20 protein-coding genes and 1 pseudogene are annotated in these 21262 nt (G+C 61.1%); 17 read left to right on the forward strand and 4 right to left on the reverse strand.

The features are described from left to right. Nucleotides 1-91: 91 nt before the first annotated feature. Nucleotides 92-1090, forward strand: coding sequence for an NAD(P)H-quinone oxidoreductase (locus tag BMY73_RS07285; protein WP_092406107.1), 999 nt, complete (start codon nucleotides 92-94; stop codon nucleotides 1088-1090). A 101-nt stretch (nucleotides 1091-1191) separates the two neighbouring features. On the opposite strand, the gene BMY73_RS07290 is transcribed toward BMY73_RS07285, so the two are convergent. After that, on the reverse strand, nucleotides 1192-1626 hold the full coding sequence (locus BMY73_RS07290) for a GNAT family N-acetyltransferase (protein ID WP_062387373.1): 435 nt from the start codon (nucleotides 1624-1626) through the stop codon (nucleotides 1192-1194). Nucleotides 1627-1919: 293 nt separating this feature from the next. Between BMY73_RS07290 and katG the strand changes: the two genes are divergently transcribed. From katG to BMY73_RS07315, 6 genes and pseudogenes are all read left to right on the forward strand, one after another. Beyond that, nucleotides 1920-4184: a catalase/peroxidase HPI gene (katG, locus tag BMY73_RS07295; RefSeq protein ID WP_092406109.1), complete on the forward strand. Its 2265-nt coding sequence runs from the start codon at nucleotides 1920-1922 to the stop codon at nucleotides 4182-4184. 89 nt (nucleotides 4185-4273) lie between these two features. Next, nucleotides 4274-4564, forward strand: a complete 291-nt coding sequence (locus BMY73_RS27860) for a hypothetical protein (RefSeq protein WP_139214145.1) — start codon at nucleotides 4274-4276, stop codon at nucleotides 4562-4564. Nucleotides 4565-4719: 155 nt separating this feature from the next. Further along, nucleotides 4720-5292, forward strand: a complete 573-nt coding sequence (locus BMY73_RS07300) for a DUF3833 domain-containing protein (protein ID WP_092406111.1) — start codon at nucleotides 4720-4722, stop codon at nucleotides 5290-5292. Further along, on the forward strand, nucleotides 5289-5600 hold the full coding sequence (locus BMY73_RS07305; RefSeq protein ID WP_062387364.1) for a DUF6482 family protein: 312 nt from the start codon (nucleotides 5289-5291) through the stop codon (nucleotides 5598-5600). The genes BMY73_RS07300 and BMY73_RS07305 overlap by 4 nt, the downstream gene beginning before the upstream one ends. Continuing rightward, a complete protein-coding gene (locus BMY73_RS07310) occupies nucleotides 5597-7135 on the forward strand; it encodes a cryptochrome/photolyase family protein (protein ID WP_092406113.1) in 1539 nt (512 codons plus the stop codon). The genes BMY73_RS07305 and BMY73_RS07310 overlap by 4 nt, the downstream gene beginning before the upstream one ends. Beyond that, a pseudogene (locus tag BMY73_RS07315) lies at nucleotides 7132-7284 on the forward strand (DUF2256 domain-containing protein). The gene BMY73_RS07310 and the pseudogene BMY73_RS07315 overlap by 4 nt, the downstream one beginning before the upstream one ends. Here the strand turns inward: BMY73_RS07315 and BMY73_RS07320 are convergent. Then, nucleotides 7275-9179, reverse strand: coding sequence for a sigma 54-interacting transcriptional regulator (locus BMY73_RS07320; RefSeq protein WP_092406115.1), 1905 nt, complete (start codon nucleotides 9177-9179; stop codon nucleotides 7275-7277). The pseudogene BMY73_RS07315 and the gene BMY73_RS07320 sit on opposite strands and share 10 nt — an antisense overlap. A gap of 236 nt (nucleotides 9180-9415) precedes the next feature. Between BMY73_RS07320 and BMY73_RS07325 the strand changes: the two genes are divergently transcribed. The 7 genes from BMY73_RS07325 (at nucleotide 9416) to BMY73_RS07355 (ending at nucleotide 15588) form a co-directional block, all read left to right on the forward strand. Beyond that, nucleotides 9416-9898, forward strand: coding sequence for an MSMEG_0572/Sll0783 family nitrogen starvation response protein (locus BMY73_RS07325; protein ID WP_092406117.1), 483 nt, complete (start codon nucleotides 9416-9418; stop codon nucleotides 9896-9898). A gap of 270 nt (nucleotides 9899-10168) precedes the next feature. Continuing rightward, nucleotides 10169-11146 carry a Nit6803 family nitrilase gene (locus BMY73_RS07330; RefSeq protein ID WP_092406119.1) on the forward strand — a complete coding sequence of 326 codons (978 nt, stop codon included), beginning with the start codon at nucleotides 10169-10171 and terminating at the stop codon, nucleotides 11144-11146. Then, complete coding sequence (locus BMY73_RS07335) at nucleotides 11133-12215, forward strand: MSMEG_0568 family radical SAM protein (RefSeq protein ID WP_092406121.1); 1083 nt, start codon at nucleotides 11133-11135, stop codon at nucleotides 12213-12215. Before BMY73_RS07330 ends, BMY73_RS07335 begins: the two co-directional genes overlap by 14 nt. A gap of 27 nt (nucleotides 12216-12242) precedes the next feature. Then, complete coding sequence (locus BMY73_RS07340) at nucleotides 12243-12803, forward strand: MSMEG_0567/Sll0786 family nitrogen starvation N-acetyltransferase (RefSeq protein ID WP_092406123.1); 561 nt, start codon at nucleotides 12243-12245, stop codon at nucleotides 12801-12803. Beyond that, nucleotides 12796-13836, forward strand: coding sequence for a sll0787 family AIR synthase-like protein (locus BMY73_RS07345; protein WP_092406125.1), 1041 nt, complete (start codon nucleotides 12796-12798; stop codon nucleotides 13834-13836). Before BMY73_RS07340 ends, BMY73_RS07345 begins: the two co-directional genes overlap by 8 nt. A 1-nt stretch (nucleotide 13837) precedes the next feature. Next, nucleotides 13838-14158, forward strand: coding sequence for an MSMEG_0570 family nitrogen starvation response protein (locus BMY73_RS07350; RefSeq protein ID WP_092406127.1), 321 nt, complete (start codon nucleotides 13838-13840; stop codon nucleotides 14156-14158). A gap of 149 nt (nucleotides 14159-14307) precedes the next feature. After that, entirely contained in the window at nucleotides 14308-15588 is a 1281-nt protein-coding gene (locus BMY73_RS07355; RefSeq protein ID WP_092406129.1) for an MSMEG_0569 family flavin-dependent oxidoreductase, read from the forward strand. A 46-nt stretch (nucleotides 15589-15634) separates the two neighbouring features. Here BMY73_RS07355 and BMY73_RS07360 read toward each other — a convergent pair whose 3' ends face one another. Beyond that, nucleotides 15635-16972 carry an endonuclease/exonuclease/phosphatase family protein gene (locus tag BMY73_RS07360; RefSeq protein WP_062387337.1) on the reverse strand — a complete coding sequence of 446 codons (1338 nt, stop codon included), beginning with the start codon at nucleotides 16970-16972 and terminating at the stop codon, nucleotides 15635-15637. Between the two features lie 67 nt (nucleotides 16973-17039). Further along, entirely contained in the window at nucleotides 17040-17885 is an 846-nt protein-coding gene (locus BMY73_RS07365) for a hypothetical protein (RefSeq protein WP_092406131.1), read from the reverse strand. Nucleotides 17886-18137: 252 nt separating this feature from the next. Here BMY73_RS07365 and BMY73_RS07370 point away from each other — a divergent pair, with 252 nt between their 5' ends. The 3 genes from BMY73_RS07370 to BMY73_RS07380 all read left to right on the forward strand — a co-directional run bounded on the left by BMY73_RS07370 (nucleotide 18138) and on the right by BMY73_RS07380 (nucleotide 21228). Continuing rightward, a complete protein-coding gene (locus tag BMY73_RS07370; protein WP_062387332.1) occupies nucleotides 18138-18869 on the forward strand; it encodes a GntR family transcriptional regulator in 732 nt (243 codons plus the stop codon). 158 nt (nucleotides 18870-19027) lie between these two features. Next, nucleotides 19028-20314 carry an MFS transporter gene (locus BMY73_RS07375; RefSeq protein ID WP_092406133.1) on the forward strand — a complete coding sequence of 429 codons (1287 nt, stop codon included), beginning with the start codon at nucleotides 19028-19030 and terminating at the stop codon, nucleotides 20312-20314. Nucleotides 20315-20382: 68 nt separating this feature from the next. After that, nucleotides 20383-21228 carry an amidohydrolase family protein gene (locus BMY73_RS07380; RefSeq protein WP_092406135.1) on the forward strand — a complete coding sequence of 282 codons (846 nt, stop codon included), beginning with the start codon at nucleotides 20383-20385 and terminating at the stop codon, nucleotides 21226-21228. Nucleotides 21229-21262: the final 34 nt, after the last annotated feature.

Here is a 21262-nt window from a genome sequence, read left to right on the forward strand (position 1 = left end):
GGCGCGTATCAAACGCGACCAGGCAAGTCTCTTGAATGCCTTCGAAAAAAACCTGTCAGAACTCGTAACCCGTTTTTTTTGAGGTGCACCCATGAATTTGCCAAAGCGTATGCGCTACATCGAAATTACCCAGCCTGGCGGACCGGAGGTATTGAACCTGGCGGAGGCGGACACTCCGCAGGCCGCTGAGCACGAGCTGCTGATCAAGGTTCACGCGGCCGGCATCAACCGTCCTGACGTGATCCAGCGGACAGGCCATTATCCGATGAAGCTTGGCATGAGCCCGGTACCGGGCCTTGAAGTGGCCGGCGAAGTGGTGGCGCTGGGCTCGGCGGTGTCGGGTTTCGCCGTGGGCGATCGGATCTGTGCGCTGACCAACGGCGGCGGGTACGCAGAGTATTGCGTCGTGCCCGCGTCTCAGGCGCTGCCGATTCCGCAGGGCGTCGAGATGATCCAGGCGGCGGCCATTCCTGAAACCTTCTTCACCGTCTGGGCCAACCTGTTCGAACTGGGTCAGGCGAGCGAAGGCGCTACCGTGTTGATCCATGGCGGCACCAGTGGCATCGGGACCACCGCGCTGATGTTGTGCAAGGCGTTGGGAATCAAAGCCTTTGCCACGGCGGGCAGCGAGGAGAAATGCGAGCAGATCCGTGCGTTGGGCGGCGAAGCGATCAACTACCGCGAAGCCGCATTCGACGAAGTGATAGACCGGCAAACCGGTGGCAAGGGTGTTGACGTGATTCTCGACATCATGGGCGCCAGCTATTTCGAGCGTAACCTCGCGTCACTCGCCCGGCGTGGGCGTTTGGTGGTCATTGGCTTTCTGGGCGGCGCCCAGGTCAAGGACCTGAACCTGGCGGCGCTGAGCGACAAACAGGCCTCGGTCACCGGTTCCATGATGCGTTCGCGCAGCACCGAGGAAAAGGCCGAGATCGCCCGCTCGGTACACGCGTCGGTCTGGCCGCTGTTGAAGCAGGGCCAATGCCTGCCGATCATCGACCGGATTTACCCGTTGGCCGAGGCCGCCGACGCCCATCGGCGGATGGAAGAGGGCAACCACATCGGCAAGATTGTGCTGAAGGTCGTGTAGGCAACCGAACCGGCGCGCCAGTGACTGGCGGTGCGCCGGCCGACGCTGAATCAGGCAGTCCAGGGCGACCCGATCAACAGGCACTGATCCTCAAAAATGCTTCACGCATTCTCGTTACCCGGTCGGGTGAACGAATAGCGGTCGATGTCGGTCCGCAGCGTCCAGCCCTGGTGCTGCCAGTAGCGCGCAGCAGCCTCGTTGGTTTTGAACACGTCGAGGTGGCATTTTCCGATGCCCAGCGCTTCGAGGCTCGACAGGCAACGCTCGACCAGTCGGTTGGCGATGCCCTGACGTCGAAACTCGGGCAGCACCAGCAGGTGCTGCAGGTAGCCGCGACGCCCGTCGTGGCCAGACATCACGCACCCGCAGAGGCCGGTTTCACTCTCGGCCACGAAGCTCAGGCCGGGGTTGCGTTGCAGATAGCGGCCGGTCGCTTCGCGGGAATCGGCATCGCGCAGCGAGATGCCGGGGGTGTTGCTCATCAGGGCAATGACGGCATCGTAGTCGTCCATCGTCATGACACGGATGTTGATCATGGGAGAACCTGTCGGCAGTCGGGACGAGCAGGGTAGCAGAGCGTTTCGGCGCTGATGTGACAGCAGCATGTCAGTGATGCCGAGGAGCGTGAAAGTCTCTCTCTATCAGCCATCAATGCTTTGCCTATTAGACCTCTGGCGGAACATTGCTACCCTTGGTCTGGCATCGGCTATCGCCGTGCGATTGAAGCTTGTAAGGCAATAACAATACGCACCTTGTGCGACTGAGTTCCCTCGTCGCCGTCTTGAGCCCTTACGGCGCTCGACGGTTATGACCAAAGGTAGATCAAGACATGGCAACTGAATCGAAATGCCCGTTCAACCACGCTGCCGGTGGCGGCACCACGAATCGCGACTGGTGGCCGAATCAACTGAATCTGAAAATTCTGCATCAGCACTCGTCGCTGTCTGACCCGATGGGCGAAGATTTCGACTACGCCGAGGCGTTCAAGAGCCTGGACTTCGACGCGGTGAAGAAAGACTTGTTGGCCCTCATGACCCAGTCTCAAGACTGGTGGCCAGCGGACTTCGGGCACTATGGCCCGCTGTTCGTACGCATGGCCTGGCACAGCGCCGGGACCTATCGCACTGCAGATGGTCGGGGCGGGGCTGGCTCGGGGCAGCAGCGTTTCGCACCGCTCAACAGCTGGCCCGACAACGTCAGCCTCGACAAGGCTCGTCGGCTGATCTGGCCGGTGAAACAGAAGTACGGGCGCAAGATCTCCTGGGCGGATCTGATCGTCCTCACCGGCAACGTTGCGCTGGAGTCCATGGGCTTCAAGACCTTCGGTTTTTCGGGCGGTCGTGCTGACGTTTGGGAACCGGATGAAGATGTGTACTGGGGCTCTGAAACCACCTGGCTTGGCGGTGAGGAACGCTACGGCGCGCACAAGGAGATGCAGCAGCCCGGTCAGGGTGATCTGGTCGCCGAGCCGGGCAAGCACAGTGAAGAACAGAGCCGTACCGATGGCGAACGCAACCTTGAGAAACCGCTCGCAGCGGTGCAGATGGGGCTTATTTACGTCAACCCGGAAGGTCCCGAGGGTAATCCTGATCCGGTCAAGTCGGCCCATGACATCCGGGAAACCTTTGGCCGGATGGCGATGAACGACGAGGAGACCGTGGCGCTGATTGCCGGCGGTCATGCCTTTGGCAAGACGCACGGTGCAGGTCCGGCCGACAACGTGGGCCCCGAACCCGAAGCCGCAGGCCTGGAAGAACAGGGACTTGGCTGGCGCAACGCGTTTGGCACCGGCAAAGGGGGCGATACCATCACCAGCGGCCTGGAAGTGACCTGGACCTCCACGCCCACCCGGTGGAGTAACGAGTACCTGGAAAACCTCTTTGGTTTCGAGTGGGAGCTGACCAAAAGCCCGGCCGGCGCCCATCAGTGGAAGCCGAAGGGCGGCGCAGGCGCGGGCAAGATTCCTCATGCGCACGACCCGAGCAAGCGTCAGGAACCGCGCATGCTGACTTCGGACCTGGCCTTGCGTTTCGATCCGGCATACGAGCAGATCTCACGACGCTTTCTCGCCAATCCCGATCAGCTCACCGACGCCTTTGCCCGTGCCTGGTTCAAACTGACCCACCGTGACATGGGCCCGCTGGCGCGCTATCTCGGGCCGGAAACACCCACCGAAGAACTGCTCTGGCAGGACCCGCTGCCCGCCGTCGACCATCCGCTGATCGACAGCGACGATGCGTCTGCGCTGAAGAGCAAGATCCTAGAGTCGGGTCTGACCGTCTCGCAACTGGTGTCCACTGCCTGGGCGGCTGCGTCCACATTCCGAGGCTCTGACAAGCGCGGCGGCGCCAATGGCGGGCGTTTGCGTCTGGCACCGCAGAAAGACTGGGCGGCCAATCAGCCTGAACAACTGGCAAACGTGCTGCGGACGCTGGAACGCATTCAGGGCGAGTTCAACGGCGGGGCGGGTGGCAAGAAAGTGTCGCTGGCGGACCTGATCGTCCTCGCCGGTAACGCAGGTGTGGAGCAGGCGGCTAAAAATGCGGGGCAGACGGTCAGCGTTCCCTTCTCGCCCGGCCGCACCGACGCCTCCCAGGCACAGACCGATGTCGAGTCGTTTGCTTTCCTGGAGCCGATTGCCGATGGTTTCCGCAATTACCTCAAAGGCCAGTATCAAGTCCCGGCCGAGAAGCTGCTGGTCGACAAGGCTCAACTGCTGACCCTGTCCGCGCCGGAAATGACGGTGTTGCTGGGCGGCTTGCGCGTCCTGGGGGCCAACGTGGGAGGCAGCCAGCATGGCGTCTTCACCACGCGGCCTGAAGTGCTGACGAATGACTTCTTCAAGAACCTGCTGGACATGAGCGTTGAGTGGAAACCGACATCGGCCAGCAACGACACCTTCGAGGCGCGCGACCGCAAGACCGGGGCGATCAAGTGGACCGGCACCCGAGTCGATCTGGTGTTTGGTTCCCACGCGCAATTGCGTGCGCTGAGCGAGGTTTATGGCAGCGCGGACGCCCACGAGAAATTCGTCGGGGACTTCGTGGCCGCCTGGACCAAAGTCATGGAGCTGGACCGTTTCGACCTGCGCTGACACGCGGGCCGATCTGAAAACCAACGCCTCCCGAGTGGAGGCGTTTTCGTTTCTGCCCTACGGCGCGGTGTACCAGATAGACCGCGTGGTTGTGGTTTGCTGCCGCTGCGCGCCTGATCCACCGCGCCGGGAGATTTTCATCTGATCCGTATTTTTTTGATAAACCTGGCGCTGTATTGAAACAGCGATCTACCTCACACTGGCAACCACTCCAGACCTCCTGGCTGAGGCAGACTGGCGTGATGAAGCGGCATGCAGTCATCTGCACCGCAACCCTGTCATTGAGAGGAGGCCTTATGGCCAAGATGACGCTTTTCCTGTTGGGCTTCCTGGCCCTGACCCTCACGATCGGCATGCTGGCGACCATTCCGCCGGGTTGATACCGGCACGGTCGTCGGCGTTGTTCGCTGCATGGCGTTTACTCCGGCTGCATTCCTGTATAACTTGTACAAAACATTTATTCTGTACAGGTTTTTGTTGCAGCTTGTTAAGGGGCGTCCAATGAAGGATTGCCCGCTGAACATTGGAGAATGTCATGCTCAAGCGCTTGCTGCCGTGGATCTTCGTCGGGCTGGCGGGGTGTTCAGGGGTCGATGTACAGCACTACCGGCAAGAACAGCCGACGCTTGAACTTCGTCAGTTTTTCACCGGGCATCTTGATGCCTGGGGCATGTTCCAGAAGCGCTCCGGGGAGGTCACCAAGCGCTTTGTCGTGAACATCCACGGCTACCCCCGTGGCGACCAGATGATCCTCGAAGAAAACTTCACGTACAGCGACGGCACCCGCCAGCAACGGATCTGGACGCTGACCCCTGACGGTGTGGGACGTTGGCGGGGTCGCGCCGCCGATGTGGTCGGCGAAGCCCTGGGTGAAGTCGCGGGGAATACGCTGCACTGGACATACGTGCTGAGTCTGCCAGTGGACGGCAAGGTGTATCAGGTCGATTTCGATGACTGGATGTACCTGATGGACGACCGCACGATGATCAACCGGTCGTCCATGAGCAAGTTTGGGGTGGAGGCCGGTCAGGTGACGCTGTTTTTCCGCAAGCAACCTGACGCGCCAGCTCCGGCAACAGCGCCTGATGTCCAGGAGACCCGGCAATGACCCTTACCGAACTGTGTGCGTGGGTGGCGTCCGGGCAGGAGCCGCTGGAGCTTGAATTACTGTCGATCGAGGGCGGCATCTACCTGCTGCAAGCGCGGGTCGGTTCGGCGGTTCATCCGATCAGGACGCGTACGGGGCAGGCCATTCAACTCCGTTCGGTGACCCACGCACGCGAGGTACTTGAGGATTTACCGGCGCCCGTGCCGTTCTATCTGGTGCATTGCGTGGTTCACACTGAAATGTGCGGATTTGACCATGGGCCTCAAGCGCCCCTACGCGTTCCCCTGGCGCTGGACTCGACCTGGTGACAAGGGTGCGCAGGCTTTGTCTGATCCTGGGCGATCAGCTTTCCTTCGACCTGGCCTCGTTGCACGGCGCAGACCCTTCGGTCGATGAAATCCTGCTGGCGGAAGTGGTCGAGGAGGCCACCCACGTTGCACACCATCCGCAAAAGATCGTGCTGGTGTTCAGCGCCATGCGTCACTTCGCGCAGGACCTGAGACAGCGGGGTTACTGCGTGCATTACGTCACCCTGGAGGATCAGCAGAACACCGGCTCGCTGGCCAGTGAGCTGCAACGCTGGCAGACGCTTTTGCAGCCGCAGGAGATTCATCTCACCGAGTGTGGGGACTGGCGCCTGGAGCTGTCACTCAGGCACACAGGTCTGGTGAGTCATTGGCACAGCGATACGCGCTTTCTCAGTTCCCGCGCTGATTTTGCCGCGTGGGCCAAAGGCAAGAAGCAACTGCGCATGGAGTTCTTTTACCGGGAGATGCGACGCAAGGGCCAGGTGTTGCTCAACGGTGACGGCAGTCCGGTCGGTGGCGCGTGGAATTTTGATGCCGAGAATCGCAAGCCCTTGGCCAAAGGCATCATCGCGCCCTCGCCAATGCGATTCCCTACCGATGCCATTACTGACGACGTACTCGCGCTGGTCGGCAAACGCTTTGCCGATCACTACGGCTCGCTCAAGGATTTTGATTATCCGGTCGACCATGCAGGCGCGCAGACCCTTTGGGCGCAGTTTCTCGATCAGGGGCTGGCGTCTTTCGGCGACTATCAGGACGCGATGGCCGCAGACCAGCCGTTTCTCTTTCACTCCCGCATCAGCGCCGCGTTGAACATCGGTCTGCTGGATGTGCGGCAGCTGTGTGCCGACGTCGAAGCGGCGTACTGGTCGGGACGCGTCGCCCTCAACGCTGCCGAGGGTTTCATTCGGCAATTGATAGGCTGGCGTGAGTACGTGCGTGGGGTCTACTGGCTGCTGATGCCCGATTACGCCGAGCGTAACGTCTTCAACAACATCAGGCCGCTCCCTGAGTTCTACTGGACGGGCGACACCAAAATGAACTGCATGAGCCAGGCCATCGGCCAGAGCCTGCAGCATGGCTATGCCCATCACATCCAGCGCCTGATGGTGACCGGCAATTTTGCGCTGCTGGCGGGGATTTCGCCTCCGCAGATCTGCGAGTGGTACCTGGCGATCTACATCGATGCGTTCGACTGGGTCGAGCTGCCCAACACGCTGGGCATGGTGATGCATGCCGACGGCGGGTATCTGGGTTCCAAGCCTTACTGCGCGAGCGGTCAGTACATCCATCGCATGTCCGACTATTGCCGGGGCTGTGCGTACAACGTCAGTGAAAGCACCGGCGAGAATGCATGCCCCTTCAACGCCTTGTACTGGCATTTCCTGATGCGCCATCGTGATCTTCTTCAACACAATCAGCGCATGGCAATCATCTACAAAAACCTTGGGCGCATGAGCGAAGACAAGCAACAGGCGCTTTGGCAGCGTGGCGAAGACCTGCTCGCCAGGCTCGATGCCGGCGAAACCCTGTGAAGAAGAGCGAACTGCCGAGCAAGGTCTGCGTCGTCTGCGGGCTGCCTTTCACCTGACGCAAGAAGTGGGAGCGCTGCTGGGATGAGGTGCGCTACTGCTCCGAGCGCTGCCGGCGTAACCGGCGTTCATCGGCGGGCGATCAGTCGTGAAAAATATCCAGCCGCTTCAGGCGTGAGGCCAGCGTGGTGGGTTTGACGCCCAGCAACTCTGCGGCGCCGCCCTTGCCAAACAACTTGCCGTTCGCTGCCTTGAGGGCGGCTTGAATGTTGTTGCGTTCCAGCTCGCGCATCTGGTCTTCGGTGAGGAAGCCCTGTTCAGGCCGCGTGCTCTCGGTTGCGCTGGGTACGGCCTTGGGTTCGTCCGGCAGGTCGAGGTTCAGGTCGGCACCGGTGGAGGTGATAAGGGCGCGCTCGATGACGTTCTGCAGTTCTCGGATGTTGCCCGGCCAGGAGTAATGCTGCAGCCGTTCGATGTCGCTGTTGCGCAGTCGGCGGCCGGGCATGTTCAGGCGCTTGCCGACCTGCTTGAGGAAATGCGCAGCCAGCGGCGCGATGTCCATCGGACGGTCGCGCAGGGCGGGGGACTGGATGGGGAAGACGTTGAGCCGGAAGTACAGGTCCTCACGGAAATGCCTGGCCGCGACTTCCTGGCGCAGGTCGCGGTTGGTGGCGGCGATGATGCGCACGTCGACCTTGCGCGTGCGTTCCTCACCGACGCGTTCGAACTGACCTTCCTGCAGCACCCGCAACAGTTTGCTTTGCAGCTCCAGCGGGATCTCGCCGATCTCGTCGAGGAACAGCGTGCCGCCGTCGGCCAGCTCGAATCGCCCGACGCGGTCACGCACCGCGCCGGTAAACGCGCCGCGTATGTGGCCGAAGAATTCACTCTCGAACAGCTCGGTCGGGATCGCCGCGCAGTTGACCCGGATCAGCGGGTGCGCGCTGCGACGGCTGGCCTGGTGAATGGCCCGGGCAATGAGTTCTTTGCCGGTCCCTGACTCACCGTTGATCAACACGCTGGCATCGGTGGGCGCGACCACGTCGATCTGTTTGATGATCTTCAGGATCGGCGCGCTCTGGCCGACGATTTCACGGAAGTTGTGCTCGATATGGATTTCTTCCTGCAAGTAGGCGTTCTGGTCTTCCAGGCGCTGCTTGAGGTTTTTCAGTTCGTCCAGTGCGGTTTGTAGCTGTAATTCCGTGCTGCGCCGCTCGGTGATGTCGCGAAAGACCACGACCGCCCCGGCGATTCGGCCATCGGAGATCACGGGCGTGCTGGTGAATTCCACCGGGAAACAACTGCCGTCACGGCGCCAGAACACTTCCTGCCGACCTTCATGCACCACACCGTCGTGCACGGCCTTGTAGATCGGGCATTGCTCGACCGGATAGTGGCTGCCGTCTTCATGGCTGTGGTGATGAATGCGGTGGATGTTCTTGCCGATCATGTCCTTCACTTCCCAGCCGAGCATGCGCGCTCCGGCCGGGTTGACGAAGGTCGCCAGGCCCTCGCTGTCGATGGCGTAGATGCCATCACCCACCGAGCTGAGCAGCAACTGGTTATCGCGCTCCGACTCCTGAAACAGGTTGAGGATGTTGCGCCATTCGATCAGGCCGCCGCGCATGGTGCGCTCGGTGTGCGCCTGGTCCTGCTGATACTTCTGATGACTGGCCTCGCGCATCACCAGAATCAACTGCGGACTGTTTTTGACCTGCAGCGTCGTGGCGGAAATTTCCAGCTCGATGCGCTCGCCGGTCTTGATGTTGCAGCTCAGGTCATCGGTCCAGCCCCGGCCCTTGTCCATGACCGCCTGAGTGAACACGATCAGATCCGCCAATTGATGACCGAACAGTTTGCTCACCGGCAATGCCAGCAGTTCCTGCCGTGGGTACCCGAGCAGCTTGCAGGCGGCGATGTTCAGGTCGCCGAAGTGATCGGTGAACGGGTCGAGCAGGGCGATGGCTTCGGCGCAGTGCTCGAACACCATGTGGCGTGAAGAGTAGGCGAGGTCGGCCCAACCGATCAGCGAGTCTGGTTCGTTCATGATTACGAAATCTCGTGATGTGTCGCTACGAATATTCGTATTTCTACGGGAATGCGTAATCGCCTGAAAGCATCAGAACGCTGACAAATAAGCGGATCAGATAGGGATCTTCTTCGAAATCAAGCAGTTAATGCCTCAAGAAAACTGCTTTTATTTTCTGGCACGGCGTTCGCTCTACCTCAGTGTCACCCGGTGAACGATCCAGAACACCGACAACACCTGAACGGAGCGACGACATGCCAAGCGTAGACATCAACCACTATCAAGACGGCGACTTCCTGGTCAATTACGAAGAGAAGGTTTTCGAGGACGTCAAAGCCGAGCCGGGCGAAAAAGCCCTGCTGACCTTCCACACCATCGCGTTCGAGGGGTCGATCGGGCTGGTCAACATGCTTCAGGCCAAGCGCCTGCTGCGCAAAGGTTTCGAAACCAAAGTGCTGCTCTACGGACCGGGTGTGCAGTTGGGCGTACAACGTGGTTTCCCGACGCTGGGCAACGAAGCGTTCCCGGGGCATCTGGCCGTGAACAACCAGATCAAGGCGTTCATGGCCGAGGGCGGCGAGGTGTATGCCTGCCGCTTTGCGTTGCAGGCGCTGTATGGCCAGACCGAAAAGGCGCTGATCGAAGGCATCCGTCCGATCAATCCGCTGGACGTGATGGACCTGCGTCTGCTGATGCGCCGTGAGGGCGCGATGATCATTGATACCTGGACTGCGTAACACTCGACGCCGCCGATTGGGCAGGCTGACGCCAATCCCTGTGGGAGCCGGCTTGCTGGCGAAGGCGGAGTGTCAGGCAATGACCTTGTAGCTGACCCACCGAATTCGCCAGCAAGCCGGCTCCCACAAAACAGTGGCGTTCACCCAGGCAACATCTGGCTTGAATCTGTGGGAGCCGCTTTGGTCGCGAAAGCGATTGACCGACCCACAGAGAATATCCCGCAAGGTCCGCGCAAGACCCTCATCACAACGCACGACCAGGACAACCCCATGACCACCATCCGCGCCGCCGCCGTTCAGTTCAGCCCCGTGCTGTACTCCCGCGAAGCCACCGTCGCCAAGCTGTGCAACACCTTGCTTGAGCTGGGTCGCGAGGGTGTGCAATTCGCGGTTTTTCCGGAAACCGTAGTCCCGTACTACCCCTATTTCTCCTTTGTCCAGCCGCCGTTCGCGATGGGCAGGGAACACCTGCAACTGCTGGAACAATCGGTCACCGTGCCCTCTGAGGTCACCCGGCAGATCGGTGAGGCCTGTCGTGAGGCCGGCATCGTCGCGTCCATCGGCGTCAACGAGCGTGAAGGCGGGACGATCTACAACGCCCAGTTGCTGTTCGATGCAGACGGCACGCTGATTCAACACCGCCGCAAGATCACTCCGACCTACCACGAACGCATGGTCTGGGGGCAGGGCGACGGGTCCGGCCTGCGCGCGGTCGACAGCGCCGTGGGCCGGATCGGTTCGCTGGCCTGCTGGGAGCACTACAACCCGTTGGCCCGCTATGCGTTGATGGCCGACGGCGAGCAGATCCACGTGGCAATGTTCCCGGGCTCGCTGGTGGGAGACATCTTTGCCGAGCAGATCGAAGTCACCATCCGCCATCATGCCCTCGAGTCCGGCTGCTTCGTGGTCAACGCCACCGCCTGGCTGGATGCCGACCAACAGGGCCAGATCATGCAGGACACCGGTTGCGCGCTCGGCCCGATTTCCGGTGGCTGCTTCACCGCCATCGTCTCGCCGGAAGGCAAATTACTCGGTGAACCTTTGCGCAAGGGAGAGGGCTGGGTGGTCGCCGACCTGGACCTGAAACTGATCGACAAGCGCAAACGCATGATGGATTCGGTCGGGCATTACAGCCGCCCGGAACTCCTCAGCCTGCTGATCGACCGCACGCCGACTGCCAGGGTTCACGAACGCAGCGCTCACCCGATGATGCCCGCCCGCGAGGAGCTCGATCATGCAGACCAATGAACTGCTCGCTGAATTGCAGTGCCACGGCGTGCGCTGGCCGGCTTCGCAAAACGGTCTGTCGCGCCAGGGTGGCGCCGGGCCGTCGGACCATAAGGCGCTGACGTTCGGTGACCGAACCATGATGGTGCCGATCCTCAATCAAGCGTCGCAAAGCTCTCCGTATCAGGCGCAACCCAGCGCTGACGGCAGCTTGGCGCTGATCTTCCGCGAAGGCCAGCAGGTGGGTCAGGTGAAAATGCCGGGCGTGCCGAATTTCTACAGCCGCAGCACCGCCGACGGCATTCCCTACTGGAAGATCGCAACCCTGCACAGCAGCGATGTGCTGGCGACCACCGTCTTGCAGCACTGCATCCGTTTCAATGATCGCAGCACCTCCTGCCAGTTCTGCGCCATTGGACAGTCCCTGGCGGCAGGCAAGACCATCGCCCGCAAACGCCCCCAGCAACTGGCCGAGGTCGCAAAAGCTGCCGTGGAACTGGACGGCGTCAAGCACATGGTGATGACCACCGGCACGCCGCAGACCCCGGACCGTGGCGCAGCGATTCTCTGCGAATCGGCGGCTGCGGTGACGGCCGCCGTCGACCTGCCGATTCAGGCTCAGTGCGAGCCGCCGGATGACGACATCTGGTTTGAGCGCCTGGCTGCCAGCGGCGTCGTCTCGTTGGGCATGCACCTGGAAGCCGTCACCGATGAGGTGCGTCAGCGGATCATGCCGGGCAAGGCCGAAGTGCCCCTGAGCCGCTATTTCGAAGCCTTTGAAGCGGCGGTCAAGGTGTTCGGTCGCGGTCAGGTCAGCACCTACATTCTGGCCGGGCTCGGCGACAGCGAATGCGCGATCACCGACATGAGCGAACGCCTGAGCGCCCTGGGCGTGTACCCGTTCGTGGTGCCGTTCGTGCCCATCGACGGCACACCGCTGGCGCATCACCCCAAGCCCGACAGCGCAATGATGGCCCGGCTCTATCCGCAGATTGGCGCGAGCCTGCGTCGCCACGGATTGCACTCGGAAAATATCAATGCGGGCTGTGCCAAATGCGGCGCGTGCTCGGCGCTGAAGAATCACGAATAGATCTTTTTGCGCCTCGGGAGATGGATCATGCAGAACCTGGCCTTTGCCCTCGTAGACAGCACCTTCGAACCCTTTCGTGCCGGGGAGCTGGTGGTCAAGCCGGCCACGGAGCACTGGGAAAAACAGGCGTACTTCGCATTGCGTCGCGCGGTGTTTTCCGATGAGCAACAACTGCTGCCGCAAGACAAGGACAGCCACGACTTTCAGGCCATTGCCATCGTGGCGCTGGCGGGCAGTTGCGGCATGGCGGATCAGGTGGTCGGTGCCGTGCGCATCTATCAGCGCGAGCCGGGGCTGTGGTTCGGGGGACGACTGTGCGTGGCGCAGGCCTACCGCCGTCACAGCATGATCGGCAAGGCGCTGGTCAATGAGGCGGTTTCCCGGGCAAAAGAACTCGGGTGCGAGGTGTTCCATGCCACGGTGCAAGCGCGCAACGAGGCGTACTTCCATGCCCTGCAATGGCGGACCCTGGAGCACATTGAGCTGCTCGGCCAGCCACACTGCCTGATGCAGGCCGACCTGGAGAGTTACCCGTTGATGCCGCGTCAGGTGTCGTTGCGCGCGTTGAAGGTGGCTCGTTATGACTGACTCGGTGGATCTGAGCGCGCTGCTTGATGTGTTGCGCAACACCCCGGCCATGCTGTCCAAACAGGCGATCCAGCAACCGGCGCAGGTCGTGGCCAGCGCCGACAAACCACTGACTCGGGCCCAGTTGTATGCGCTGCCCGGCGACGACACCGCGGCCATTGCGTGTGGCGATCACTTCCAGTTGCTGGCGATCGAAGGCATGTTGCCAGGCTTCGTCAGGGCCGCGCCCTGGTTCGCCGGTTGGTCGGCGGTCATGGCCAATGTCAGCGACATCACGGCCATGGGCGGTCGCGCAACCGCGGTGGTCAATGCTTACTGGCACCACGACGATACCGCCGCGCAGGAAATCCTCACCGGCATCCGGGCCGCCTGCGACGCCTACGGCCTGATCCTGGCGGGCGGGCACACCAGCCTTTCTGAAAACAGCCCGACTGCGCTGGCGGTGGCAATCACCGGCATCGCCAGCAAGCTGCTGTCGACGTTGCACGTCAAGCCGGGCCAGATCATCGCCATGGCGGTGGACCTCGAAGGCTATTGGCATGCCGACAGCACCTACTGGAAAGCCTTCGAAGGTGTGCCTGCCGAGCGTCTGCGCAGCAAGCTGGAAGTGCTTCCGCGGCTGGCCGAAGCGCAGTTGCTGCATGCCGCCAAGGACATCAGCAACGCCGGAGTGCTCGGCAGTTTGTTGATGCTGCTGGAGACCACCGGTTCCGGCGCTGATATCGACTTGCAGCGCCTGCCGGGTCCCAGGGATGCCGGCCGTGATTTTGACTGGGCGCGCTGGCTGCAGGTGTTCCCCAGTTATGGCTTTCTCATGACCCTGGACGAAGCCGACTGGCCCAACGTCCAGGCCGCGTTCGCCTTCGAGGGGCTGCGCTGTGAGCGAATCGGCGTGGTCACCGACAGCGCCGAACTCACGGTGCAACACGGTCTGCAACGGCGCACGTTCTGGGACCTCAACGAGCGGCCGTTCACCGGATTCAGTTATCGCCACCTTGATCTTTCCCCTTTGTCTATCCCTCAGGAGCACTGACATGCCTGCTGTCAACTTCAAGATTCGCTGGCCCAACGGTAAAGAAGCCGTCGGCTATTCGCCCTCAACGGTGATCTACGAGCACCTGCAGGAGGGCGCCCGTTACCCCTTGGCGGAGTTTCTCCAGCGCATCGAAGGCGGTCTGAACAATGCGTCCGAACGGGTCAGGGAGGTCAAGGGCTTCTATTGCAGTTCGGCCATGGACACCCTGAGTTCCCTCAAGGGCCAGGCGCACTATCAAGAGGACGGGCAGGTGGAAATTCTCAGCATGCGGACCGAAGGCGGCGGTCGAGTGACGGGCGCCGGCTGGAGTTCCTTTTGAAATCACTGCAACCCCTTTAGGCGAGAGCTTGCTCGCGATCGCGGACGTTCTGTCCCAGCGATTTCGACTGGCACGCCGTCATCGCGAGCAAGCTCACACCCACAAATCTTCATTTCAGTCCAACAGGTACCAGACCGGAGACCCCGACCATGCCCAGTTCAATCACTTCCCTCAAAACACCCCACCACAGCGTCATCATCGTCGGTGGCGGGCAGGCCGGTTTATCGGCCAGCTACTACCTGCAACAGCAGGGCGTGGACCATCTGGTGCTGGAAAAACACAGCGTGACCCACACCTGGCGCAATCAGCGCTGGGATGCCTTCAGCCTGGTGACCCCGAACTGGCAGTGCGCGTTGCCAGGGTATCGCTACGCCCACGAACACGGCGGTACCGACCCGCACGGCTTCATGAAGAAAGACCAGATAAACGACTACCTGGAGGGGTTCGTCAAGGCCGTCAATGCGCCCGTGCGTGAAGGCGTCGCCGTCAGGCGTGTCGTTCCGCGAGCCACCGGTGGCTTTGAGGTGCACACCTCGCAGGGCGAGTTCACCGCCGATCAGGTGATCTGCGCGTCCGGCGGTTACCACACACCCATCATTCCGCGCCTGGCGGAGCGCCTGCCGGTCGGCATCACGCAGATCCACTCCGAGCAGTACCGCAACCCTCAAGCCTTGCCGCAAGGCAATGTGTTGGTCGTCGGTTCCGGTCAGTCGGGCGCGCAGATCGCCGAAGACCTCCATCTGGCAGGCCGCAAGGTTTATCTGGCAGTCGGGGACGCGCCCCGCTGCGCTCGCTTCTATCGCGGCAAGGACGTGGTCGACTGGCTCGCGGAGATGGGCTACTACGAGATCGGCGTCGACACCCATCCACTGCGCGAAGGCGTGCGCGACAACACCAACCATTATGTGACCGGACGCGACGGCGGGCGGGACATCGACCTGCGCAAGTTCGCACTGGAAGGCATGGAATTGTTCGGTCGACTGGAAGGGTTGCAGGGCGACGTGCTGCAGTTTTCCGGCAACCTGGGCGACAGCCTGGACAGCGCCGATGCGGTCTATAACCGCATCAACGGCTCCATTGACAAATACATCGCCGAACAGGGCATCGATGCGCCCGTCGGCGAACGGTATGAGCCGGTGTGGCGCCCTGAGCGGGAGCGCGCCGAACTGAATCTGGCGGAGCAGGGCATTACCAGCGTCATCTGGTGCATCGGCTTCACGCCCGACTTCAGTTGGGTCGAAGCACCTGTCTTCAACGGTCGAGGCCATCCGGGGCATGTGCGCGGCGTGACGGCGCAACCCGGCCTGTATTTCCTGGGCCTGCCCTGGCTGTACACCTGGGGCTCGGGCCGTTTCTCGGGCGTGGCGCGGGATGCCGAGTATGTGGTGGAGCGTCTGGTGCGCGTTCAGGCCAGGAACAAAGTGGCCTGAACGGCTGAGACCGTGCCCGTCCCTCTGACACGGTCCCGACAGAGGGCTACGGGAAGCTGAACTCGAAACTCGCTGCGCGATGATCCGACGGTCCCGGTTCGTTCACCGTGCCCGTCGGCGTAACGGCGGTCGTACCGTTAGTCACCGCATAATCGAGCATGTTCTGCGGGTCGGTCCCGGGGTGAGTGGCGCTTGTCGATGGCACCAATTGCGCGATGTCGGGTGGGGATATCCAGTTCCCGCGCCTGGCTGGAAACGCGGGGTCAGGCTCCCTCGGGTCCCGATTGAAGTCACCCACCACCGCGAACCGGGTCGGTGTATACCAACTGATCTCCCTGAGCATGCGTGGGGCGTTCACACCCCCGCCCGAGATCGCATGAAAATTAAAGACCGTGACGGTTTCCTGAGAAACTCCAGGCCTGCGTATTTCCAGCCCAAGGGCTGGCCGATACGTCGGCGCCCCTTGGGCGTCGGGTAGTCCGTCGGACATGACCACGGGGCTGACGATGTCGATGTCTCGATGACCGGCGACGAGTAGGGCGAGGTTGACCCTCAAGCGACCCACATCGAAAAAGAACAGCTGATACGGCTCGGAGCGTGAGGTGGTTCCCGCTTCCCACACGTAATGCTGGACGGTATGCGACGCGCCAAATTGATCCATGACGATGATGTCTTCTACATGGCGTGCGGACGCCGGACGAACGCCGGCCTCCTGCAATGCCACGACGTCATTGCTGCGTGCCAGCGCCAGGACCTGAGTGCGCCATTTGGTATCAGTGGCTTCCGAGGAACCCTGCATGTTCCAGGTCGCCACGCGCAGTGCCATGCCCAGCAATCCTGGCACTCTGCCGACCTCTATCTGTGTGCCGCCGGCTCCGGTTTCAAGCCGCACATGGTGATAGTCCCTGATAGCACCGTGCAGTCGAATGTGCGCGTGCCAAGGGCCATAAGCATTGCCCACGATGATCTGCAGCATTCTCAAGGCGTCCCCATGATCCAGTTGTTCCGGGCCTGAGGGCGCCCGCAGGCCGTTCATGATCAACGCATGATGGACTTGATAAAACAGCACCAGCAGCGATCGCCCCTGTTGAGGTTCTGCGGCCACGGTGCTGACGATGTCGACTTCGTGGTACAGCCGGCGAAAGAGGGAGGTGACCGCAGCTGAATAATCGAGTTGGAGGTCATCGTTGTCACTGCGCATGTAGTGCAATGACAGGAAGTAGCAGAGGTAGGCGGCGGTGTGGATAGCCGTCTCGGGGTCCGTCCGCAGTTCGTGGAATATATCGACGATCACGACTTCGAGTTGCGTTTGAAAGGCGGCGACTGACAAGGGGGGCGCCAGTTGTTGCTCGATGTAATTGCGAATACGCGCGTGCACAGGCATCAGATGGTCTCTGCTTCGGTCATGAATACGAGGGTCGGGAAATGGGTTTGCAGACGATGCTGCCGGGTCATGCCGGAGCGGTATAAAGAGCGGTCAGAAAACCGTCCTGCACCGCCAGCGCCGGGCTTGCCGTATCACACTTCAGGGACGCACTCGGGACGAGCGGGCTGATTGAGTGACCGTCATAGGAATATTGATGAAGCACCTGGGACGCGTCGGTGTATATCAGCGTGAGCAACCCGTTGTGTACGGCGATGCCCGGTGAGTGCTCATAGGGTTTGGTAACCAGTCGAAGAGGCCCGCTCCAGGCGCCCCCGTCGGTTTTTTGCAGGAGGCTTTCACCACTGACGTCGTCCTGGTAAATGAGATGAATCAGGTTCTGATAGGTGATAGCCACCGGGCTCAGTTCGGTCACCGCCGTATTGACGCCATCCCGTTTGATGACCGGCTGCTCAGCCCATTCCTGGACGTTCGTGGTACGCCGGTAATAGATGTTCTTGCCCGTAGGCCGTTTGTAGAACATGTGCAATACGCCGTTCAAGACGGCAAACGATGGTGTCTCCGTGATGACGACGTTGAGTTGGTCAATCTGTTTGAATTTGCCCAGACGTTCGTCGTAGGAACACACGTAGGTGACTTCGTTGGCGGCTTTGTAGAACAGGTAGAGCGTGTCGTTGAACGACACCAGGGTCGGTAGCTCGATGGCGCTCATCCTGCTCTGGGGTTCCGGGCTCTGCCAGGTTTCACCTGGGGCCTGCTTGATGATCTGGACACGGCCGAAGGTATCCGCGCGATAGACGCAAAACAGCGTGCCGTTATGCAGGGTGGCTCTACAGCCCGGTAAGGCATGGGGTGCGATTGACGTGGAGCCACTGAGAATGCCATGGCGGTTGGCGGTGACGTGCAGGTTCATACGGTTCTCGATAATTGAAAGAAGAACCGCGACGTAATCTCAAATCGGGAGGTCGGCCTATCGGAAAAACGGGAGGAGTGACGTAGGAAAATCAGGCGCGGCAAGTAAGCGTCGACTGTCCCCGATGCCCATGAAACACATGCCGCCCCGCTGACGGAATTTGACCAGCGTCACTTGACGGCTTTTTGTAACGGGACAATACTTCGCTCAGATTCATATAGATGACTACATAACTACAACAGCGAAGCCTTTATGCACCGTCTATCCAGTGATGTCCGCCTGCCGCTTTACCAACGTCTGCGTGATCAATTGGCTGAGCAGATCGCCAATAACCGCTGGCGTCCGGGTGAAGCCATCCCTACCGAAGCAGCCTTGTCGAGCGAGTACTGCCTGTCCACCGGCACCGTGCGCAAGGCCATCGACATGCTGGTCAACGAAAATATCCTGGAGCGTCAGCAAGGGCGGGGCACGTTCATACGTCGCCCGCAATTCCAGTCTTCGCTGTTCCGTTTTTTCCGGTTCCAAAGCGTGTCCGGCGAGCGCCAGGTGCCGGAAAGCCGAATCCTGTCCATTGAGCCGGTCACTGCGCCGTCCGCCGTGTCCCAGGCGTTGGGGTTGCCGCTCGACGCGTCGGTCATTCGCATGATCCGCCTGCGTCTGCTGGACGCACAACCGGTACTGGCCGAAGAAATATGGCTGCCACAGGTTCAGTTCCAGACCCTGCTGGAGACCGATCTGAGCAGGCAGGGCCCTTTGCTTTATCCCATCTACGAAGAACTGTGCGGTCAGGTTGTGGCCTATGCCGAAGAAACCCTGACGGCCGAGTCGATCAGTGACGTGCACGCGCGTCTGCTGCAAGTGCCGGTCAACAGTCCGGTGGTGGTCATCGAGCGTCTGGCCCGTAACTACGCCGGTCAACCGCTTGAATGGCGCCGTTCGCGCGGGCATGCCAGCCATTTCCGCTACAGCGTGGATATTCGATAACGCCGCTTGCGCTTGCCCGCGATAGGGATATGCCCGTGATGAAGATGTCGGCTGGCATGACCTCATCGCGGGCAAGCGCGCTTCTACAGGAATAAAGCCTGTCATTGAGAACGGGCCCAACAACAACTGTCGCATCACAACGTATAAGGACAAGAACCATGTTCAACTGGTATCGCCAAGTCACTCCTCGGGAGCGCAAAACCTTCTGGGCCTGTTTCGGCGGCTGGTCGCTGGACGCCCTCGAAGTCCAGATGTTCGGTCTGGCCATTCCGGCCTTGATCGCCGCCTTCGCCTTGAGTAAGGGCGAAGCAGGCCTGATCAGCGGCGTGACGCTGGTGACCTCGGCTTTGGGCGGTTGGGTGGGCGGGACGCTGTCCGACCGGTACGGCCGCGTACGCACCCTGCAGTGGATGATCCTCTGGTTTTCGTTTTTCACCTTCCTGTCCGCATTCGTCACCGGCTTCAGCTCATTGCTGGTGGTCAAGGCGCTGCAGGGCTTCGGCATTGGTGGTGAATGGGCGGCCGGCGCGGTACTGATGGCCGAAACCATCAACCCGAAATACCGCGGTAAGGTCATGGGCACCGTGCAGAGCGCGTGGGCCGTGGGCTGGGGCCTGGCGGTTGGCGTGTTCACGCTGATCTATTCGTTCGTGCCGCAAGACATGGCCTGGCGTGTGATGTTCCTGGTCGGCCTGCTGCCGTCGCTGCTGATCATCTGGGTGCGTCGCAATGTGGAAGAGCCCGACAGCTTTCAGCGCCTGCAGAAAGAAAAAGCCATCCCGCAAAGCTTTTTCAAATCCCTGGCCGGTATCTTCCGTCCTGAACTGATCCGCGTGACGCTGCTCGGTGGCTTGCTCGGCCTGGGGGCTCACGGCGGTTACCACGCGGTGATGACCTGGCTGCCGACCTTCCTGAAAACCGAACGCAATCTGTCGGTGCTCAACTCCGGTGGTTACCTGGCCGTGATCATCGTCGCCTTCTGGTGCGGCTGTGTGGCCAGCGGTTTCCTGATTGACCGCATCGGCCGTCGCCTGAACATCGTGCTGTTCGCCCTGTGCTGCGTCATCACCGTGCAGTGCTACGTGTTCCTGCCACTGACCAACACCCAGATGCTGTTCCTTGGTTTCCCGCTCGGCTTCTTCGCGGCAGGTATTCCCGCCAGCCTCGGTGCGCTGTTCAACGAACTTTATCCGGCTGACGTGCGCGGAGCAGGGGTGGGCTTCTGCTACAACTTCGGCCGTGTGCTGTCGTCGGTGTTCCCGTTCCTGGTCGGCCACATGAGCGAATCCATGTCGCTGGGGTCCGCCATCGGTATCGACGCCGGCATTGCCTACGGCGTTGCGGTGATTGCCGCGCTGTGCCTGCCGGAAACCCGTGGCCGCAGCCTGGAAAACAGCGCAGCGACGGCTCAGGGTTCGACTCACAGCGAGACGGCCAGCGCCTGACGTTTTTTTCTGCGCGGTGGTCGGGCTTGAACGCCAGGCGCCGCGCCTTTCTTCGATAGATGAGACCCATGTCCGATACTTTTCCCGCCTCGATTCTTGGCATCGACGGCCACGCACACGTATTCAGCAGGGAGCTGGATCTGACATCGACACGACGCTATTCACCTGACTACGACGCCACGTTGGCGATGTACCAAAACAATCTGCAGGGCCATGGATTGAGTCATGGCGTGCTGGTGCAGCCGAGTTTCCTCGGCACCGATAACCGCTATCTGCTGAACGCCCTGCGGCAAGCGCCGGAGCAAATGCGCGGCGTCGTGGTGGTCGAGCGCGACATCAGCCGCAATGATCTGGACGAGATGGATCGTCTGGGCGTGGTCGGTATTCGTCTGAACCTGATGGGCAAAGCGTTGCCGGATTTCTCCGAGCCTCAGTGGGCGGTGCTGTTCGGTCATATCGCCGAGCTGGACTGGCACGTCGAACTGCACCGTCATGTCGTCGATTTACCGGCTCTGATCCGGGCGTTGATGCCGTTCGGCGTGAAGGTCGTGATCGATCATTTCGGTCGACCGGACGCGCGCCTGGGCCTTGATCAGCCGGGCTTTCGGGAGATGCTGGAACTGGGCCTGGGTGGGAGTTTATGGATGAAAGTGTCCGGGATTTATCGACTTGAAGGCAGCGAGCCGGAGAACCTCGATTTCGCCCGTGCCGCCTTGCCGCTGCTGGTCCAGAGCTTCGGTCAGCAGCGTCTGGTCTGGGGCAGTGACTGGCCGCACACGCAGCATGAGGCTCGCGTGAAGTATGGCTCGGTGGTGGAGCAGTTGCGGGCGCTGGAGTGTTCGCCGCAAATGATGCGTTCATTGCTGATCGAAGCGCCGCAGGTGCTGTTCGATTTTGCGGTGGTTGAGGCCTGAGCTGAACACTGATTTCTCAATGCAGAGATCCGAC

Source organism: Pseudomonas sp. NFACC02 (assembly GCF_900110765.1).
Taxonomy (GTDB): domain Bacteria; phylum Pseudomonadota; class Gammaproteobacteria; order Pseudomonadales; family Pseudomonadaceae; genus Aquipseudomonas.

Excerpts from the sequence above, each read along its gene's own strand:
- BMY73_RS07285 (WP_092406107.1), top strand. The coding sequence starts at position 92 with ATGAATTTGCCAAAGCGTATGCGCTACATCGAAATTACCCAGCCTGGC.
- BMY73_RS07290 (WP_062387373.1), bottom strand. The coding sequence starts at position 1,626 with ATGATCAACATCCGTGTCATGACGATGGACGACTACGATGCCGTCATT.
- katG (WP_092406109.1), top strand. The coding sequence starts at position 1,920 with ATGGCAACTGAATCGAAATGCCCGTTCAACCACGCTGCCGGTGGCGGC.
- BMY73_RS07300 (WP_092406111.1), top strand. The coding sequence starts at position 4,720 with ATGCTCAAGCGCTTGCTGCCGTGGATCTTCGTCGGGCTGGCGGGGTGT.
- BMY73_RS07305 (WP_062387364.1), top strand. The coding sequence starts at position 5,289 with ATGACCCTTACCGAACTGTGTGCGTGGGTGGCGTCCGGGCAGGAGCCG.
- BMY73_RS07320 (WP_092406115.1), bottom strand. The coding sequence starts at position 9,179 with ATGAACGAACCAGACTCGCTGATCGGTTGGGCCGACCTCGCCTACTCT.
- BMY73_RS07325 (WP_092406117.1), top strand. The coding sequence starts at position 9,416 with ATGCCAAGCGTAGACATCAACCACTATCAAGACGGCGACTTCCTGGTC.
- BMY73_RS07330 (WP_092406119.1), top strand. The coding sequence starts at position 10,169 with ATGACCACCATCCGCGCCGCCGCCGTTCAGTTCAGCCCCGTGCTGTAC.
- BMY73_RS07335 (WP_092406121.1), top strand. The coding sequence starts at position 11,133 with ATGCAGACCAATGAACTGCTCGCTGAATTGCAGTGCCACGGCGTGCGC.
- BMY73_RS07340 (WP_092406123.1), top strand. The coding sequence starts at position 12,243 with ATGCAGAACCTGGCCTTTGCCCTCGTAGACAGCACCTTCGAACCCTTT.
- BMY73_RS07345 (WP_092406125.1), top strand. The coding sequence starts at position 12,796 with ATGACTGACTCGGTGGATCTGAGCGCGCTGCTTGATGTGTTGCGCAAC.
- BMY73_RS07350 (WP_092406127.1), top strand. The coding sequence starts at position 13,838 with ATGCCTGCTGTCAACTTCAAGATTCGCTGGCCCAACGGTAAAGAAGCC.
- BMY73_RS07355 (WP_092406129.1), top strand. The coding sequence starts at position 14,308 with ATGCCCAGTTCAATCACTTCCCTCAAAACACCCCACCACAGCGTCATC.
- BMY73_RS07360 (WP_062387337.1), bottom strand. The coding sequence starts at position 16,972 with ATGCCTGTGCACGCGCGTATTCGCAATTACATCGAGCAACAACTGGCG.
- BMY73_RS07365 (WP_092406131.1), bottom strand. The coding sequence starts at position 17,885 with ATGAACCTGCACGTCACCGCCAACCGCCATGGCATTCTCAGTGGCTCC.
- BMY73_RS07370 (WP_062387332.1), top strand. The coding sequence starts at position 18,138 with ATGCACCGTCTATCCAGTGATGTCCGCCTGCCGCTTTACCAACGTCTG.
- BMY73_RS07375 (WP_092406133.1), top strand. The coding sequence starts at position 19,028 with ATGTTCAACTGGTATCGCCAAGTCACTCCTCGGGAGCGCAAAACCTTC.
- BMY73_RS07380 (WP_092406135.1), top strand. The coding sequence starts at position 20,383 with ATGTCCGATACTTTTCCCGCCTCGATTCTTGGCATCGACGGCCACGCA.